This is a genomic window from Coriobacteriia bacterium (assembly GCA_034370385.1).
Taxonomy (GTDB): domain Bacteria; phylum Actinomycetota; class Coriobacteriia; order Anaerosomatales; family PHET01; genus JAXMKZ01.
On sequence record JAXMKZ010000051.1, the window covers coordinates 195093 to 212781 of the forward strand.

Sequence of the window (17689 nt, forward strand, 5' to 3'; positions counted from 1 at the left end):
GCATCAAACCCACCTCATTCGACGGGCTCGCCGGATCGACCGAGCGAGCTTGGACGGCCCGGAACAAGGCGGGAGGGTCAGTCCGGTGTGCGGTGAGCATCCCACGCGCATCCAACCGGGCTCCAAACAGCGGCTTACCGACTCGGCGAAGGCCGTGGAGGAGGGGGCACAGGGGAAACGCGTCAGGGCGGCGAGCGCCTGCCTAGCTGCCGGACAGCACGCGTGCTGCGGCGCTTGCGGCGTTCATCAGCGGTGCGGGGAGGACTCCCAGGATCACGATGCCCGCGGTGCCGACGACCATGACCGCCGCATGCCTGCGCGAGATGGCGACCCGGTCGACATCCTCCGCGTCCGGCACGTAGAGCGCCCAGACGATCCTGAGATAGTAGTAGAACGCGATCACGGCGTTGACGACGGCGATGATTGCGAGCCAGTACAGCCCCGCCTCGGCGGCCGAGAGGAAGACGTAGAACTTGGCCATGAAGCCGACGGTCAGCGGTAGCCCCGCAAGGGACATCAGTGCGACGGCGAGCGAGAATGCCGCTAGGGGGTTTTGCTTCGACAGCCCCGTGAGACCGCTCACGCGGTCTCTCCCCGTCGCGTCCACGTAGGCCACGACCACGGTGAAAGCTGCCAGGTTGGCAACAGCGTAGGCCGCCAAGTAGAACAGCACCGCAGACGAGCCGGTCTCGCTCGAGGCCGCGAGACCGACGAGTAGATACCCCGCTTGGGCGATACCTGAGTAGGCAAGAAGCCGGCGCACGTTCTTCTGTTTGAGGGCGCCGAGGTTCCCCAACGTCATGGAGGCCGCGGCGAGAACAGCGAGCACGACTGAAAGAGCACTCACGTTGCCGAGCGAAACGTTGAAGAACCGCATGACAAGTGCGAAACCCGCGAGCTTGGAGCCCACGGATAAGAACGTGACGACGACGGGAGGCGCACCCTCGTAGACGTCCGGAACCCAGAACTGGAAGGGCACGGCCGCGATCTTGAACGCGAAGCCCGCCAGCACGAACGCCAGGCCCGCCATGCCCAGAGCCGACATGGCCGGGCCCGCGGCCAGCGCCTCGCCGATCGCCGCCATGTCGTCGGTGCCGAACGCGCCGTAGACGAGGGAGACCCCCCAAAGCAGCAGGGCCGTCGAGATCAGCACCGCAAGAAGGTACTTCAGCGCGGCCTCGCGGGTCCGGGGATCGCGTTTCGCGACGCCGAGCAGCGCGATCAACGGCAGACTCGTCAACTGCAAGAAGACCATCAGGCCGAACAGATCGGTGGCCAGCGCGACGAACATGTTGCCGGCGGTGCACCAGATGACGAGAGCGTAGAACTCGGCAACCCAAGGTGTGAAGCGGGGAACCGAGTCTATCGAGACCGCGAGGACCGCAATGCCGATCGCGATGAACACGAGGTCGAAGTAGCGCGTCAGTGTGTCGACCGCGATCGAACCTCCGAACAGCGAGGCCCCACTCGGCGCGAACACCGCGGCTGCCGCGGCGGCGATCAGACCTGCGATGCCGACACCCGCGATCCATGGTCTCCCGGGATGCTCGTGAGGCCCGTGATTGATGCGAATCAGGTCTGCGATCAGTACGATCGCCCCGGTCAGGGCCACAATCAGTTGGGGCGCCAGGTATCCGGCGCTGACGAGCATCTCCGACATCGCGCCGCCGCCGCTCATCTGACCAGCACCAGAACGAGAATGATCGCCGCCGATCCGATGGCGAGCAGGTACGTCCGTGTGTTGCCTGTGTGGACTCGCCGCAGTTCACTTGCGGCGCTCACTACCCTGCCCGTGCCCTTCACGGCCCCATCGATGAAGGTGGAGTCGAACTGGTCGAGAAGGTTCGCTGCGGCCACGTCGGTCCGCCCCGCGGCGTTCACCAAGCCGTCGACGGCCACGTTGTCGAAACGCCAGGCGGCATCGGCGGCACGGCTCCAGCCGCGCACGACGAGGTTGACCGCACCGTCGAGGAGGGTGCGGTCCGCGTTGGCCAAGGCGTCGGTGAGCCGGAAGTACGGAGCGATGATGAGCGCGTGGTACACATCGTCGAAGTGCAGTTTCTGCTCAAGCAGGCCGTACAGCCGGGCGAAACGGTGCTTGTATATCTTGGTGTTGACGACGACGTGCTTGCGACCGTAGATCCACCAGCTGGCCACGAGCCCGGTGATGGCGACGAGCATCGAGGGCAGGGCGACGGCCAACTCGGGCCACACTCCTTCTCCGCCGAGGAACTCCGTGAAGCCTGGCGACGCCCAGCCCAGAACGACGGTGATGCTCGCAAGCGTCATGAGCGCGACGACCATCGAGTGGTGTCCCTCATGCAGATCCTCGGTCTGCTCGGGTCCCGAGAACACCCGGAACAGCATCCGGTTCACGTAGAACGCCGTGATGCCCGAAGCGAGAAGCGTCACTCCGGTCGCGAAGAGGCGGTGATCGTGCACCAGCACGGCGACGATCTCGTCTTTGGAGAAGAATCCCGATAGGGGGAAGATCCCGGCGAGCGCGAAGGTACCGATAGTGAACGCGCCGGCGGTCAACGGCATGCGACGCCCCAATCCGCCCATCAGCCGCATATCCTGCGTCTTCGCGGAATGGATGATGACGCCCGCGCCCAAGAACAGCAGCGACTTGAAGAACGCGTGCGTGGTGAGGTGGAAGAGCGCAATCTCGGCGCTCCCGGCACCAAGCGCGATGAACATGAAGCCGAGTTGCGAGATCGTCGAGTACGCAAGCACCTTCTTCACGTCATGTTGCACGCAGGCGAGGAGTCCTCCCATCAGGGCGGTGGCCAGTCCGATGGCGAGCGTCAACTCCAGCACCCAGGGCGTGAGAGCGATGAGCGGCAACATGCGCGCCACCACGTAGATGCCGGCTGCGACCATGGTCGCAGCGTGGATGAGCGCCGATGCGGGCGTGGGCCCTGCCATCGCGTCGGGCAGCCACACGTGAAGGGGAACCTGCGCTGACTTGCCCATCGCCGCGAAGACCAGTCCGACCCCGGCGACGGCGGCTGCGGCGGCAGGCCACTCGCCCAGAGAATCCAGCACGACTCGATACTCGAACGAGCCCACCGTGGCGTAGATGACGAACAGGGCGATCAGAAAGCCTATGTCGCCGACCTTGGTGGTCAGAAACGCCTTCTGCGACGCTTTGCGCGGAGCCTCCATCTGGTGCCAGAAGCCGATGAGCAGGTACGAGCACAGCCCCATGAGCTCCCAAGCCATGAACGTCAGGAGCAGCGTGTCCGACAGCACGAGGATGAGCATGGCAGAGGTGAACAGCGACAATACCGCGAAGTACCACCCCTTGCGCTCATCGCGATGCATGTACCCGAGGGAGTACACCTGAACGCACGCCCCGATCAGCGTGACGACCAGAAGCATCACCGCTGCGAGGGGGTCGAGCGCCATGGATAACTCGAGCGTCGAGCCGTTGAGCACGGCGAAGGGAACAGCCCCTCTCCACACCGGCTCCTCGGTGCCTCCGGGCCAGGCCGCCGCGAAGGCTGCGATGGACAGACCCAGCGTGACCACTGAGCAGGCGACAGGCAGCGCGAGCATGCGGTCGCGTGCACGCGGAGGGGCGACGAGGAATACGAAGAAGCACAGAGCCGGCAGTGCCGGTATGGCCACAAGCCACGTCATGCGGTGTCCTCAGGCGTCGTCACGGCGTTCACTCTATCCGCCGAGAATCTGCGCGAGTGCGCTGGAGTACGGGTCGAAGAACTGCAGCGTCCACAGCCACCAGATGCCCATGGCCAGCGACAGCGCTGCAAGCGGCATCAAGCAGACGAGCTCCCGGGGCGTCGCGTCAGACACCCCTGAGATCGAGTCAGAGACCTCGCCAAGGATGACCCGCTGAACCATCCACAGCATGTAGGCTGCTCCGAGCAAGACGCCGATGGCTGCGGCCACGGTGTAGCCGGGAGGAAGCGTCGACTGCCATGCCCCGAGCAGCGATAGGAACTCGCCGACGAAGCCCGAGAGACCGGGGAGTCCCAGTGAGGCGAACGCCGCGAACGCGAACAAGCCGGCCAGGACGGGTGCCTGTGTAGCCAAGCCGGAGACCTCAGCGATCTGGCGCGTGTGGGAACGCTCGTAGACCATCCCCACGCTGAGGAACAGCATCGCGGAGAGGAATCCATGGCTGATGTTGACGGCCTGCGCCCCGTTGAGCCCCACCGCGGTGCCCGCCGCGATACCGAGCATCGCGAACCCCATGTGCGACACCGAGGAGTAGGCGACGAGCTTCTTGAGGTCTTTTTGTGCGAAGGCCACCAGTGCGCCGTAGATGATCGAGATGACGGCGAGAGCCGCGATGAACAGGCGCCACTGGGCCCAAGCCTCGGGCAGGATCGGCAGCGAGATGCGCATGAAGCCGTAGGTGCCCATCTTGAGCAGGATGCCGGCAAGGAGTGCTGAGGCCGCGGTGGGGGCTTCGACGTGCGCGTCGGGAAGCCAGGTGTGAAGGGGCCACACAGGTACCTTGACGGCAAACCCGAGGAAGAAGGCCAGGAAGACCCACCACTGGAACTCAACGGGGAATCCGCGGTCGGCAAGCTGGATCATGTCGAACGTGCCACCCATGGGATGCAGGTAGACAGCCAATATCCCGACGAGCATGAGCACTGCGCCGAGCATCGTGTAGAGGAAGAACTTGACTGCCGCGTACGCCCGGCGCTCCCCGCCCCACACGGCGATCAGGAAGTACATCGGGACGAGGACAAGCTCCCAGAACACGTAGAAGAGCACGAAGTCGAGGGCCATGAAGACGCCGTTCGTGCCAACAGCCAGAAGCAGGATCATGGCGAAGTAGAACTTCGGGCGCTTCTCAAGGCGCCAGCTGGCCATCACGGCGAGGAACGAGAGAAGCGCCGAGAGCGTCACGAGCAGTACCGACAGTCCGTCGATCCCCAGGTAGTAGTTCACGTCGATGACCGGGATCCACGCGTGTCGCTCCACGAACTGGATCCCGCCTCCCGGCTCAAACGTGACGGCCACAAACACCGCGATAGCCAGCACTGTTGCCGAGGTAGCCGCTGCGATCCATCGCGGCCACGTAGGATGATGCGCCGGCACGAGCGCCATCGAGACGACTCCGACGAGGGGCAGGAGCACCATGAGACTGAGAAGCGGTGGCATACCGTTATCCCTTCAAGTACGAGTAACTGTCGACGGCCGTTATGTTGCTCGATCGGCTGAGGGAGACGATGAGCGCGAGTGCCAGACCAACCTCGGCGGCGGATACGACGGCGATGAGTAGCACGAAGCTCAGGCCCGAAACCGGCTGAGCGGCGTTGGTGGCTGCGAAGGCGATGATGCTGAGGATCGCGGCGTTGATCATGAGCTCGATGCACACCACGATTCGCAGGGCGCTGCGGGCGGTCATCGCACCGAACAGGCCGATGCAGAACAGCGTGCTCGCAAGAACGACGTAGTGAGCGCCGGTGATCACGATGCGTCACCGTCCGTTCGGGCCATGATGATCGCGCCGACCAAGGCGACCGTAAGCAGCAGGCCCGCGACTTCGAACAGGACCACGTGGCGAGTGAACAGCTCGGTCGCGATCGCCGCGGTGAGCGGCACCGGGCCTGGAATCGTGTCGAGCGAGGCGCTGGCGGCGACAGCCACACCCAAAGCGGCGAGCAGCGCGGCGGAGCCGGCCCCCGCAACCCACGCGGATATCCCGCTGGGGCGGGCCTCATTCGTGGGTCGCGCCAGGATGATCGCGAACAGGGCGAGTATCGTGACCGCGCCACCGTAGATGAACAGCTGTACGCCGGCGAGCAACTCGCTGCCGATGAGCAGGTACAGTCCGGCGAGCGCGATCATCGTGATGAACAGCCATACGACCGCGTGGATCAGTCGGGGGGCGAAGACGACGCCGACAGCGCCTATGACCGCTACCGCCGCGTACGCGTAGAACAGCACGCCTTCGATGCTCACGCTCTCACCGCCTCTGACGAGGGGTTTGCGGGTGCCGGCCGAGTGGCGACGGTCGCCGGCCACAGTGTGAGGCGGGTGTCGGCACGGTCGGGGGTCGAGACCTCGAAGTGCCCGGTATGCATGATGCCGGCGGCGGGGCACACCTCGACGCACAGTCCGCAGTACATGCAGAGCCCGAGATCGATCTCGAAACTGTCCAAAACGCGCCCGGGTCCGTCTTCGCGCTTGTTCGTCACGATGCGAATGGCCGCGTCCGGGCAGCTGCGTTCGCACAGCCCGCAGGCTTTGCACAGGGGGAGCCCGTTCTCGCCAAACGCGAGCGCTAACGACATGCGCGAGCGCTCAGGCAGCACCTTGGGCGTGTCCGGATAGCCGCCATTGAAGTTGGGCCGGAAGAGGTGCGTGATGGTCGAGGCCATGCCCCGGAGTATCCCGATCATGGCTGTGCCGCCGCCCGTGCGTGGTTACCGGCCTCGGCGCCGAGCTTCGCGATGACCCAGGCAAGCAGGATTGCACCGGCTATCTGCAGCACCACGAGCGCGAACGTGCCGAGCACGATGCCGACGGCTGTGAGCATGACTCCCCCGAGCGCAGCCGGGAGCAGGATCTTCCACGAGATGCCGAGGAGCTGGTCGATGCGTACGCGCGGGAGCGTTCCGCGTACCCAGATGATGAGCAGGATCATCGCGTAGGTCTTGAGAGCGAGCCACACGATTCCGGGCAGAAGCGGTCCCGACCAGCCGCCCAGGAACACGAGCGCGCCGATGAGCGACCACGTGAAGACATTCATGTACTCGGCGAGGAAGAACAGCGCGAAGCGCATGCTCGAGTACTCGGTGTTGAAGCCGGACACGAGTTCGGACTCGGCTTCGGGAAGGTCGAACGGCACGCGGTTGAGCTCGGCGAGCATTCCGATGAAGAAGATGAGGAAGCCGAGCGGCTGAGTGACGACGTTCCACACACCGCCTTGCGCTGAGACGATATCGGACAGGTTCATCGATTCGGCGAGCATGACGACTCCGACGACCGACAGGAGAAGGGGCACTTCGTAGCTGACCTGCTGCGCGGCGGCGCGCAGGCCACCGATGAGCGAGTACTTGTTGTGCGAGGCCCAGCCGGCCACGACGATGCCGACGGGGGAGAGCGCCGCGATCGCGAAGAGCATGAACAGCCCGACCTCGGAGCTCGCGCCGCCGAACTGCTCTGCCCACGGCATCGCCGCGTAGATGAGGATCGCGGGAGTGAAAGCTATGAGCGGCGCAACGATGAACAGCCCACGGTCTGCTCCCGCCGGCACCAGGTCCTCTTTGCCGAGCAGCTTGAGTGCGTCGGCAAACGGTTGCAGCAGGCCGTGGAAGCCGGTGCGCAGCGGACCGCGGCGCTGCTGCAGGTGGCCGAGAAACTTACGCTCGAGCCACATCACGAAGACGGTGTTCAGCATGACCACGACGACGACCGCGATGACGCCGATGAGTATGCTGATCACTGCGCTCATCGGTCGATCTCTCCCATGACGATGTCGATCGATCCGACCACGGGCGCGACGTCAGCCAGGCGCAGTCCCGCACACAGAGGTCCCGCGGCGTGGATGTTTGAGAAGGTCGGGGAGCGCACCTTCAGGCGCCACGGGTGGGCGCTGCCGTCGCTCACGAGGTACACGCCGAGCTCACCGCGCGGACTCTCGACGGCTCGGTAGGAAGCCCCCTTTGGCGGCTTGATAACGCGCGGCACGCCTTCAGCGATGTGCGGGCCCTCGGGCAGTCCCTCGAGCGCGGCGAGCGCCAGACGCGCAGACTCGCGCATCTCAGCCACTCGCACGAGGTATCGGTCGAATGTGTCGCCCGTCTCGCCGAGCATGACGTTGACCGGCAGGCGGTCATAGGCCGCGTACGGCCGATCGCGGCGCAGGTCGATGTCGACGCCCGAGGCGCGCGCCATCGGTCCCGTGACGCAGTAGTCCCGGATGGTGGCGCGCGAGAGGAACCCGATGCCGCGGGTCCTCGCTCGGAAGATCTCGTTGCCGGTGAGCAGCGCTTCGTAATCATCCACCGACCGGTCGAACCCGCGAAGGTACTCGATCATGCGTGCGGCGGCGCCGGCAGGTAGGTCGTCTTTGACGCCTCCGGGGCGGAAGTAGTTGAACATCATGCGCCCGCCCGTGACCTCTTCGAAGAAGTCGACGATCAGCTCGCGGTCGATGAAGGCGTAGAGGAAGGGCGTCAGGGCTCCGGCATCCAGTCCCGCTGCCGCGTACCAGGTGTGGTGGCTCGTGATACGCACGAGCTCTGACATCGCAACACGCAGGTAATCGGCCTTCGGCGTGGGCTCGATGCCACACAGCTCCTCCACAGCCAGAACGTGGGCGAGTTCGGTGTGGAACCCGGACACGTAGTCGCAGCGGTCGAGCAGCGCGGTGCACGCGCGGTAGTCGCGCGACTCGGCGAGCTTCTCGATGCAGCGGTGCAGGTAGCCCTGCGTCGGCTGGGCGGCCACGACGGTTTCGCCGTCGAGAACGAGCCACAGGTGAAGCACTCCGTGGGTGCTCGGGTGCTGCGGTCCCATGTGGACGACGATGCGCTCGGTCTGAAAGCCCGGATGCGCTGAGGGAAGCGATTCGGGCGGCAGCCCCGGGATGAGAGCCGCCGATGCAGTGCCGTCGGCGAGCAGGTGCGCATCGCCATGCGACTTGACGGCGGTGCGGGCCGTGTCCGCACTGACGCCCGAGCCATCCAAAGCGAAGCCCTTGCGCAAGGGGTGTCCCTCGAAGTCGTCGCGCAGGACGATGCGGCAGAGCGCGGGGTGTTCGGTGAACTCCACCCCGAATAGGTCGTACACCTCCCGTTCGAGCGGTGCGGCACCAGACCACAGGCTCGCGACACTCGGGACGGTGAGGGCGCCGTCGGCAACGTCGACGTGGATGACCATCGTGGTGCGGTCGGTGCGCCGGGTGAGCGCGTAGACCATGCGGACGCCAGCGGACCGGATATCGCCCGCCGCCTCGTCGGCGTTGTCGACGCCTGCCGTGTCGGTCTCGTCCGACGCGGCGGGATGCAGCTCCTCGGCGGTCAGGAGCTCGAGGTCGGCAAAGCCGTGCTCGTCGCGGAGGCCCTGGAGCATGCCGCGCAGCTCGTGGGGGGTCGTGCTCGCGCAGCGGATTGCGCCGGGCCCGATCTGGCAGGGGCGCTCCGCCTCTTGCATGCTCGCCAGGATCACCTCAGGCCGCGTGTCGATGTGGACCGTGCTCGTCACGAAGCTGCCTCCTGCGTGGCCCGGCGCAGCTCTGCCGCGTGGCGCTGGGCCGCGGATATCTCGCCGGCGGCGTTGCGCTCCATGAGCGTGAGCAGCGCATGGATCAGAGCCTCGGGACGAGGGGGGCAGCCCGTGAGGTAGATGTCGACGGGTACGATCGTGTCTACGCCGTTGACGACGTTGTAGCCAGCAGCGAACGGTCCGCCGCCGACGGCGCACGAGCCCATCGCGATCACATACTTCGGGGCGGACATCTGCTCGTAGAGCAATCGGAGGCGCGGCGCCATCTTCAGGTTGATGGTCCCTGCGACGATCATGCAGTCAGCTTGTCGCGGCGAGTTGCGAAAGAAGATGCCGAACCGATCGGTGTCGTAGCGCGCGGATCCGACGGTCATCATCTCGATCGCGCAACAGGCGGTGCCGAACGTCAGCGGCCACATGGAGTGGCCGCGTGCCCAATCGAGCAGACTCTGCAGGGGCGCGATGAGCGCGCCGGTCTCTTCATCTAGGCCCACTCGAGCACCCCCTTGCGCCACGCGTAGACCAGGCCGAGCATCAGGATTGCGATGAACACGCCCATCTGGACGAGTCCGACCGCGCCGAGCTTGTGCATGATCACGGCCCAGGGAAACAGCAGGACCGCCTCGACATCGAAGACCACGAACGCGAGCGCGAAGATGTAGTAGCCCGTGTGGAACCGCACCCGCGGTTCGCCGACCGGGATCTCGCCGCATTCGTACGTCCGTGACTTCTGCGCGCTCGGCTCTTTGGGCGCGAGCCACCGCGGTATGGTCACGAGCACGTATCCGAGGATGAGTGCCACCAGCAAAAAGCCGGTGAACACGAGAACCGCTGTATTCATGCCGAATCGAACCCCCCGCTTTGCGGCCCCGTCGATGTGGCATCCGTCTTGGGTCTAGATACGCCCTCGCGCCCGTCAATCCTTTACGAACTGTGTGATTGGCAGGGATACTCAGTCCTGAACTTCGGGTAGCCACTGATAGGTAGAGGACGCAACGAACGGGGAGACCTCCATGCCAGAGAAGCGCGCTTTCGCAGTTGTGACCGATTCAACCGCAGACATTGCAGCGGACATCGCTCGAGCCCAGGGCATCATCATCGTGCCGCTTGCCGTCACATTCGGCACCGAGACGTTCGTCGACGGCGAGCTGTCCCAGAACGAGTTCTTCTCGCGCATGACGGCGTCTGCGCAGCTCCCGACAACGTCGCAGCCCTCTCCGGGCGCCTTTGCGGAGGCGTTCGAGCAGGCGCTTGAGACGGCCGAGTCGGTCATCAGCGTGAACATCTCAGACAAACTCTCCGGGACGATCGAGTCCGCCCGGCAGGCCGCGGCCGACTTCTCCGGTCGGGTGCACGTCTTCGATTCGCTGAACCTGTCGTGGGGACTTGGGTTGCAGGTCATGGAGGCGGCTCGATGCTCCAAGGAGGGCATGTCGGCTGATGCCGCTCTGGCTCGGCTCGCGGAGGTCCGCGACCGAGTCCGGCTCATCGTTGCGCTGGATTCGCTCGACAACCTTGCGCGAGGAGGACGCATCGGGAGGGTCTCGGCGTTTCTGGGATCGATGCTCAATCTGAAGGTCACGCTCACCGTGGATTCTGACGGCGCCTTTCAACCGGTGGCTCGCACGCGGGGAGAGAAGGCCGCGCTGGAGCACACGTTGGAGTGGGTCGCAGAGAAGATGGGCACGGCGACGCGGGGTTCGTTCGCTGTGGGCTACGCGATGCATCGTGAGCGGGCCGAGAAGCTCGCGGATGAGATTCGCGCCCGCTATGAGGTCGACGAACTGGTCGTCTACGAGGCGGGAATCGTCATATGCACCCACACGGGAACCGGATGGGGTGTAGCGGTGCTGCCCGCCGGTTAGGCCGTGGCGTTTCCCTCCGGCAAAGGAGACGGAGTGGTCGAGTACTCGCCTCGCATAGACGAACAGATCTCAGAGGAGCTGGGCCTCAGAGGCCACATCGGGCCCGACTCGATTCCTGGAATCGCTGAGGAAGACGGCGCGGCACTACTTGAGCGCTACCTGGCCGTGCATGGCGAGCAGACGCCGCTGCGAATCGACGAGGGCGTTCTGATGCTTGACGTGCCGCCGCCCTCTGCTGTCGCGTCCGAGTCGGACGCGCCTCCCTACAGCGCACCCGTGATGCCTGCAGTGCAGCCTGTGCTGAGCCCTGTCGATCAGGTGCTGGCACAGCCGGCGTCGAAGTCGCTTCTGGACACGGCAGCCTCTGGTGCCCGCGTGAGCAAGGCCATGTGGCTGCTTCCGCTGTGGCTTGGCCTGATAGGCGGAATCATCGGCTGGGCTGTCGCGCGAGACGCCAACGCGCGCGTCGCGCGACAGCTGCTAGGGTTCGGCATCGCGGTGCAGGTCGTGTCGACGGTCGTAGGGCTCGCGATGGCCCCGATGATCGCGCCGCTCATGAGCTCGGTGACCGACTCGGTCATCTCGGCAGAGTGGCCGCCTTCCGAATCCGGCCGACCGACCCTGTACTATTTCGGGACCTCCACTTGACCCGGTTGCGTCCCGATGAAGCCCGTGGTCGACGGGCTCCAGCAAAGCTACGACGATCAGATCGACTTCGTCATCTACGGAGAACTGGACAAGGACGCCGCAGCGAGCACGTTCGCCTCAGCCCAGGGGGTCCAGGGGGTGCCGACCACGGTTCTGGTCGCGCCCGACGGCAAAGAGGTCAAGCGATGGATCGGGCCGAAGACCGATGACGAGCTGCGTGCCGAGGTGGACAACGCCCTGTTCAGCTTGTCGCAGTAGGGTGCTCGATCCGGAGGCGAACCTCGCCGGACACGACGGGCGATCCAGCATCACGTTGACACCGTCCTTCCTGTCAGACCTGTGTGCGATAACTCATGCACGGGGAGAAGGGCGGACAGGGTGTCGGCGTTCGACAGTGATCCAAGGACCATCCGGTGGTTTGAACTCGCGTTGGGCGCGAAAAACCCGCGCGTGAGGCGCCGGGCGGTCGGTCTGCTCGAAGTGGTTGAGACGCCGCACCGAGAGTCCTGGCTCGCGTGCGCGACACGCGATCCGGATCCAACCGTGGCGGCCGCAGCGGTGGTGGTCCGGGCGATACTCACGTCGAGTCCTGACTCCGACGCCGCTTCGTTCGAGAGGGACTTCGCCTCGGGCGAGCTCTCGGGGGACCTGGAATGGGAATGGGAGTACCGCTTCTCTCTGTGCGACGGGCTCTATGTTCCCAACGTCACAGGGATGCCGTTGCGCATCAGATACGAGGACGACGCGCTGGCGCGGCACGTAGCGCTCGGCCGAAGTGGGGCTGTAGGGGGCAGCGTGGACCTCGTGGCGATCCTGGTGCACAAGAGGTTCGTGAACCGCCACACCCGATTGCCCAAGGACGCGTCAGAATACCGAGAATGGCAAGCGAGGGGCCGCCCTCGCTACCGGGAATGATGACGTTTGGCGGGGCAGTTGGTCTCGGGAGGTTCACGAACCGCCCGATACGACCGATACTGCAATGAGGAGGGTCCACCACCGCGGGAGGTCAGCGTGACAGCACTGAACGCCAAGACAGACAGTTTCATCGCGCTGCTACTCGATGTGAGCGGTCGGGCCCGGCCGACGGATCTGCAGGGAATGGCACCGGCTGAGGCGTCAGAAGCGCTGCAGCAGTTTGCCGCGGTACATCCTGAGTTGGCGTTGGCTTTCGACGGCGACTCGCTGGGGCCTGCGCGCACCGCAACGCCGGCGGCACCTGCCGCGCCGGCCCCGCCCGCTGGGGACGACGGCATGTTCGAGTTCGGACCCGCGGCGACCCCGGCTGCCATCGAGCCCACCTCTGCGCCCGCCCAGGCCGTGGCGGTCCCCGGTTCCGATGAGTCGGCGAGTTGGCCGGCGGTCGACTCCGCTCCTTCTTCTGATGACTTTCTCGACCTGCCTCCTCTCGAGGGGGTGGGCGACGCTGCCGACATCGCGCCTCGCGTTCCCCTCTACTGGTGGCTGCTGGCGGTGCTGTTCGGTTGGCTTGGCGGACTGGTCGGGTGGCTTGTGCTGAAGAAGCGCAACCCCAAAGGGGCGCGCACCGTTCTGATAGTCGGCATCGCCACGACCGTTCTGGCTGTCGTCGTGGGGGTGGCGGGGTTCGCCCTTGGGTTCGCCTCGCTACTGGGTATGGCGGCCGTCGAGCCTGTCCCCGTCGCGCCGGTCCCGATCAGTGCGCCATCGACCGCCGGAGCCGAGGCCACATCCGGCGCAGAAGCCACAGCTGCGCCGTAGTAACGCCACGTGACGCGAAGCTCGCGTCACCAAAGGTCGGCGACGGCAGGCACCTCTCGGCGGTCGACCAGTGCAAGGGCGTCGACCCTGCAGGCCGAGCGGCAGATTCCACAGCCCCAGCACTTCGCCGGGTCCACGCTCGCCTGACCGTTCGCGACTATCGCGTCGAACGGACAGCGACGTACGCACGCGCCGCATCTCGTGCATCGCTCATCATCGAGGGTGGCCACCCATTCGCCGCGCCACATCACCTTCACGTCGCGAGCGATACTCATCTGCATCGCCATGCACCCGCTTTCCAGATTGCAGTTGCATATCGCGGCCGTGAAGGGCGTGAGGAACGTCCACGCGGAGTGCATGAGGCCGTCGCGCTCGCACTGTGCCAGTAGGTCCATCGCCTGAGGCTTGGTGAGGCGTTGGAAGTCCCGCGCATCGGGCCCGTTCTGGTAGTCACGGAAACCCTCTTCGAGTACCGCATCGACGGGCTGTGTTGTGACCAAGATGCATACCTCGTCGGCGCGCTGTCCGGGCGTGTGCATTCTGCAGACGCAGGGAATCAGCGTGATCGAGGTCGAGAGGTCAAAGATGCGCGCACACTCCTCGATAGGCACCGGTTGCCCGAAGTGCTTCGCCTGCATGCGTCGCGACACGAGTTCGCGGCCGACGCGGGAAAGCGGGGCGGGCAGCCGATCCAGCCGATCCACCCACCTGAGAGCCGAGGATCGTGTTTCGCCGAAGCCCCCGATGAATCCCACGACGTAGTCACGGCGACGAAGGTCGCTGTTGAGGTCGTGAGCGTAGTTCTGCGCGTTCAGATACCAGCGTTCACCTTCGCCATGCTCGACGCAGAAACGACACATGATGCTCCCGGCGGATCGTCGACGCGGCGTACCGGGGTCTCAGAAGAGCTGGAGACGCGCCTTCTCGATCATGGAGCGCGTGCGCTCGGTGCGCAGTCTGAGCTCGGCATCCGCATACGGGTCGTGGCCCCATGATACGCGAGGGACGGCCTCGTCGCGCGCCCAGCTTGCGACATCGACGGGCGAGTCGCTTTCCGTGCGTCTCGGCGCTTGATCCATCGACGTTCCCATAGTGATCCTCCGCTCCGATGCGGCCGTTCCCACCCATGCCGCGATGAGGATACTACCCATCCGCGCACGTCTCTATCGCCCCGCTTTCCTACGTTGCGCGAAAGGGTGTGCGATCGATGCGCGGCAGCACCACACGACCATGTCCGGTGCTACGCTGTCGTCTCGAAAGGGATCGAGGAGGGGCGGCCTGATGGAACACGGTGTGGCGCCGAGCGCCATGTTGACGGATCTGTATCAGCTGACGATGGCGCAAGCGTACCTGTCGGCCGGTCTTGCAGACACAGAGGCATGCTTCCATCTGACGTTTCGCGAGAATCCCTTCGGGGGCGGCTTCGCCGTGGCGTGTGGTCTTGAACATGTCATCGAGCTCCTCCGTGAGTTTCGTGTCGCCGCTGAAGACATCGACTACCTCGCCTCACTCAACGGCGCCGACGGGCAACCGCTGTTCCGTCTGCACTTCCTTGAGTGGCTTGCTGAGATGCGGTTCGAGGGAGATGTCGCTGCGATGCCTGAGGGTACCGTTGCGTTTCCGCGCGAACCCTTACTGCGCGTGTCAGGGCCTCTGCCGATGTGCCAGCTCGTGGAGACCGCGCTGCTGAACCGCATCAACTTCTCGACCCTTGTCGCCACGAAGGCGGCTCGCTGCCGCCTCGCGGCCGGTGGGGACGGGCTACTGGAGTTCGGGCTCCGCCGGGCGCAGGGCCCCGACGGAGGAATCTCCGCCAGCCGGGCCGCCTACATCGGTGGGTGCACGGCCACGTCGAACGTGGCGGCGGGGCAGCGATACGGCATTCCCGTTGCCGGGACGCACGCTCACTCGTGGGTCATGGCTTTCGATAGCGAGGCGGAGGCTTTCGCGGCCTACGCTGATGCCCTGCCCAACAACGTGACCTTGCTCGTGGACACCTACGATACGCTCGCGGGCGTTCGCAACGCCGTTGAGACCGGGCGGTCACTGGTGGCGCGGGGACAACGACTGCTTGGCGTGAGGATCGACTCGGGCGACTTGGCGTGGCTCTCGCGTAGGGCTCGCGAGATGCTTGACGAGGCTGGGCTCAACGATACGAAGGTCGTGGCCAGTAATGAGCTGGACGAACACCTCATCGCATCGCTCAAGGACCAGGGCGCCGCGGTCGACGTGTGGGGCGTCGGCACCAAACTCGTGACGGCATGGGATCAACCTGCGCTTGGTGGCGTGTACAAGCTATCGGCGATCCGTCGCCCGGGCGAGCAGCGATGGGTGCCGCGCATCAAGGTGTCGGAGCAGGCGGCCAAAGTGACCACCCCCGGAGTCCACGGGGTCAGGCGCTTTCGCCGTGTCGACGGATCCCTTGCGGGCGACATGGTATATGACATCCATCACGAGCCCGAAGGTGACGCGGTGATGGTAGACCCGTCAGACGCCACGCGTCGCAAGTCATTCTCCGAGGCGCTCAGCTGCGAGGACCTCTTGGTTCCGGTCTTCGAAGGGGGACGGCTGGTCTATGACAAGCCGCCGCTGGCAGACGTGCGTCAGCGCGCGATCGACGCCGTCGAAGAGCTCGATCCCACTATCAAGAGATTCTTGAATCCCCATGCCTATCCGGTGGGGCTGGAGCGTGGCCTGCATGACCTGCGAACGGCGTTGGTGCTCAAGGCCCGCGGAATCGGAGTCGAGGAGTCCGTGCCGAGCCCCGCTGCTCTCGCAGAGGCGGAGGCCGCGGGTTGGCCGGACTCGAGGGGCTGACCGATGCACGCTTTGCTGCTGATCGACATCCAGAACGACTTCATGCCGTTTGGCTCGCTGCCCGTTCCGCTCGGCGATGAAGTGGTGGGTGTGGCCAACGTCCTCGCGCCGCTCCACGAGCTGGTGGTCGCCACACAGGACTGGCATCCGGCCGAGCACGGCTCGTTCGCTTCTAATCACCGCAACGCCGAGCCGGGCGAGACGGTCGTGCTTGGTGGCGTGGATCAAGTGCTGTGGCCGGACCATTGCGTCCAAGACGCCCCCGGTGCCTCGTTTCACTCCGGGCTCGACATCGCGCACGTCGACATCGTGGTGCGCAAGGGCACCGATTCCGCGATCGACTCTTACAGCGGCTTTCGTGACAACGGCCATCAACGCGATACCGGTCTGGCGAGCATCCTGCAGGAGCGCGGCGTCGGCTCGGTCGCCCTGGTGGGGCTTGCGACCGACTACTGCGTCAAGTACACGGCGCTTGACGGTATCGCGCTGGGGCTGCGGGTTTCGGTGGTCGAGGACGGGGTGCGCGCGGTCGATCTCGCATCGGGTGACGGCGCAGCTTCCCTCGCCGAGTTGCGCGCCGCAGGTTGTGAGATCGTGTCGCTCGCCGGCGCGTTGGCGAGGGCGGACCACAGAAGGTGAGTGCCCCCGCGACCGGGCGTGCTTCATGTGTGGGGCAGGGTGCTGCGTCTCGGGGTGTCCCTACCCGGTCGCGGGTCTCACGGGTGTATCAGAAGAGGTCTCCCAGCCCGTCGAACACGTCGGCGGCGTACTCCAGATGCCAGTCGTCCAAGGAGAGATAGAACTTCGGGTTCAAGACCACGCCCATGCACTGTGCGAGGTCTATGACCGCCTCAAGCAGATAGTCGCTTTCCACGAGCAGGTCGAGCACGCCCGTGTTCACGTAGTCGTCGGTGACGGGAATCGGATTCCAGAACAGCTTGTGATCCTCGTGCCGGATGATGATGTCGAGAACCAGGTTGCCGGCGGTCGTCACGATGAGTTCAGTACCGTCACCGAGCGTCTTCTCAAGGGTGGCCATGTGGCGGGTGAGGCCTGCCGCTTTGGCGAGGGTGGTCTCGTCGACGCGCATGGCGAACGGCGATGACGGCAGCGCGCGAATGACTTCGCGTAGGTTGCACGCGCATACGAGCGCCCTCTCAGGGACGCTGGCGCGCAGGACTTCCAGCGCCAGATTCGCTTCCGCAGCCGAGGTGGAGTTCAGCAGCACGCGCATGAGGTCGCGCGGCTCTGCGGAGTAGTTCGAGCGGATCTGCGCTAGGCCGGACGTTGCGGTCAGCACTGCTGGCTCCTCGAAGTGGCACGTGGTGTCGTACTGAGCCTATCGGGGTTGCGAAGCCGGGGCATGAGCGGGGCGTGGATCGTGCATGTGACTGTCGTCACACAGC

General features: G+C 65.4%; 20 protein-coding genes. 7 read left to right on the forward strand and 13 right to left on the reverse strand.

The genetic code is table 11. The features are described 5' to 3' along the window. Positions 1-202 precede the first annotated feature (202 nt). From U1E26_10970 to U1E26_11015, 10 genes are read right to left on the reverse strand one after another with little or no spacing between them, the layout of a single operon-like run. The gene (locus U1E26_10970) at positions 203-1678 is read right to left on the reverse strand and encodes an NADH-quinone oxidoreductase subunit N (protein ID MDZ4170154.1); all 1476 of its coding nucleotides are present in this window, start codon (positions 1676-1678) and stop codon (positions 203-205) included. Then, positions 1675-3645 (reverse strand): NADH-quinone oxidoreductase subunit L, encoded by a 1971-nt coding sequence (nuoL, locus tag U1E26_10975; GenBank protein ID MDZ4170155.1) that lies wholly within the window; start codon positions 3643-3645, stop codon positions 1675-1677. The genes U1E26_10970 and nuoL overlap by 4 nt, the downstream gene beginning before the upstream one ends. 33 nt (positions 3646-3678) lie before the next feature. Continuing rightward, a complete protein-coding gene (locus U1E26_10980) occupies positions 3679-5142 on the reverse strand; it encodes an NADH-quinone oxidoreductase subunit M (GenBank protein MDZ4170156.1) in 1464 nt (487 codons plus the stop codon). A gap of 4 nt (positions 5143-5146) precedes the next feature. After that, a complete protein-coding gene (gene nuoK / locus U1E26_10985; GenBank protein MDZ4170157.1) occupies positions 5147-5455 on the reverse strand; it encodes an NADH-quinone oxidoreductase subunit NuoK in 309 nt (102 codons plus the stop codon). Further along, positions 5452-5946, reverse strand: coding sequence for an NADH-quinone oxidoreductase subunit J (locus tag U1E26_10990; protein ID MDZ4170158.1), 495 nt, complete (start codon positions 5944-5946; stop codon positions 5452-5454). Before U1E26_10990 ends, nuoK begins: the two co-directional genes overlap by 4 nt. Next, positions 5943-6365, reverse strand: coding sequence for a 4Fe-4S binding protein (locus U1E26_10995; GenBank protein MDZ4170159.1), 423 nt, complete (start codon positions 6363-6365; stop codon positions 5943-5945). Before U1E26_10995 ends, U1E26_10990 begins: the two co-directional genes overlap by 4 nt. A 17-nt stretch (positions 6366-6382) precedes the next feature. Next, the gene (nuoH, locus tag U1E26_11000; protein ID MDZ4170160.1) at positions 6383-7441 is read right to left on the reverse strand and encodes an NADH-quinone oxidoreductase subunit NuoH; all 1059 of its coding nucleotides are present in this window, start codon (positions 7439-7441) and stop codon (positions 6383-6385) included. Continuing rightward, on the reverse strand, positions 7438-9195 hold the full coding sequence (locus U1E26_11005) for an NADH-quinone oxidoreductase subunit C (protein ID MDZ4170161.1): 1758 nt from the start codon (positions 9193-9195) through the stop codon (positions 7438-7440). The genes nuoH and U1E26_11005 overlap by 4 nt, the downstream gene beginning before the upstream one ends. Continuing rightward, positions 9192-9710: an NADH-quinone oxidoreductase subunit B family protein gene (locus tag U1E26_11010; protein MDZ4170162.1), complete on the reverse strand. Its 519-nt coding sequence runs from the start codon at positions 9708-9710 to the stop codon at positions 9192-9194. Before U1E26_11010 ends, U1E26_11005 begins: the two co-directional genes overlap by 4 nt. Then, on the reverse strand, positions 9701-10057 hold the full coding sequence (locus U1E26_11015; GenBank protein ID MDZ4170163.1) for an NADH-quinone oxidoreductase subunit A: 357 nt from the start codon (positions 10055-10057) through the stop codon (positions 9701-9703). The genes U1E26_11010 and U1E26_11015 overlap by 10 nt, the downstream gene beginning before the upstream one ends. Before the next feature lie 172 nt (positions 10058-10229). On the opposite strand from U1E26_11015, the gene U1E26_11020 reads away from it, so the two are divergent. The 5 genes from U1E26_11020 to U1E26_11040 all read left to right on the forward strand — a co-directional run bounded on the left by U1E26_11020 (position 10230) and on the right by U1E26_11040 (position 13466). Further along, entirely contained in the window at positions 10230-11081 is an 852-nt protein-coding gene (locus U1E26_11020; protein ID MDZ4170164.1) for a DegV family protein, read from the forward strand. A gap of 33 nt (positions 11082-11114) precedes the next feature. After that, positions 11115-11729, forward strand: a complete 615-nt coding sequence (locus tag U1E26_11025) for a hypothetical protein (GenBank protein ID MDZ4170165.1) — start codon at positions 11115-11117, stop codon at positions 11727-11729. Positions 11730-11744: 15 nt separating this feature from the next. Further along, the gene (locus tag U1E26_11030) at positions 11745-11987 is read left to right on the forward strand and encodes a thioredoxin family protein (GenBank protein MDZ4170166.1); all 243 of its coding nucleotides are present in this window, start codon (positions 11745-11747) and stop codon (positions 11985-11987) included. Positions 11988-12179: 192 nt separating this feature from the next. After that, on the forward strand, positions 12180-12644 hold the full coding sequence (locus tag U1E26_11035) for a hypothetical protein (GenBank protein MDZ4170167.1): 465 nt from the start codon (positions 12180-12182) through the stop codon (positions 12642-12644). 96 nt (positions 12645-12740) lie between these two features. After that, positions 12741-13466: a hypothetical protein gene (locus U1E26_11040; GenBank protein ID MDZ4170168.1), complete on the forward strand. Its 726-nt coding sequence runs from the start codon at positions 12741-12743 to the stop codon at positions 13464-13466. A gap of 26 nt (positions 13467-13492) precedes the next feature. Here U1E26_11040 and U1E26_11045 read toward each other — a convergent pair whose 3' ends face one another. Together U1E26_11045 and U1E26_11050 are read right to left on the reverse strand one after the other, a co-directional pair. Beyond that, positions 13493-14326 (reverse strand): 4Fe-4S binding protein, encoded by an 834-nt coding sequence (locus U1E26_11045; protein ID MDZ4170169.1) that lies wholly within the window; start codon positions 14324-14326, stop codon positions 13493-13495. A 39-nt stretch (positions 14327-14365) separates the two neighbouring features. Beyond that, positions 14366-14617: a hypothetical protein gene (locus U1E26_11050; GenBank protein ID MDZ4170170.1), complete on the reverse strand. Its 252-nt coding sequence runs from the start codon at positions 14615-14617 to the stop codon at positions 14366-14368. Positions 14618-14747: 130 nt separating this feature from the next. Here U1E26_11050 and U1E26_11055 point away from each other — a divergent pair, with 130 nt between their 5' ends. Further along, complete coding sequence (locus U1E26_11055) at positions 14748-16283, forward strand: nicotinate phosphoribosyltransferase (protein MDZ4170171.1); 1536 nt, start codon at positions 14748-14750, stop codon at positions 16281-16283. Between the two features lie 3 nt (positions 16284-16286). Beyond that, the gene (pncA, locus tag U1E26_11060) at positions 16287-16922 is read left to right on the forward strand and encodes a bifunctional nicotinamidase/pyrazinamidase (GenBank protein MDZ4170172.1); all 636 of its coding nucleotides are present in this window, start codon (positions 16287-16289) and stop codon (positions 16920-16922) included. An 88-nt stretch (positions 16923-17010) separates the two neighbouring features. Here pncA and U1E26_11065 read toward each other — a convergent pair whose 3' ends face one another. Then, the gene (locus U1E26_11065; GenBank protein ID MDZ4170173.1) at positions 17011-17583 is read right to left on the reverse strand and encodes a hypothetical protein; all 573 of its coding nucleotides are present in this window, start codon (positions 17581-17583) and stop codon (positions 17011-17013) included. Between the last annotated feature and the right edge of the window lie 106 nt (positions 17584-17689).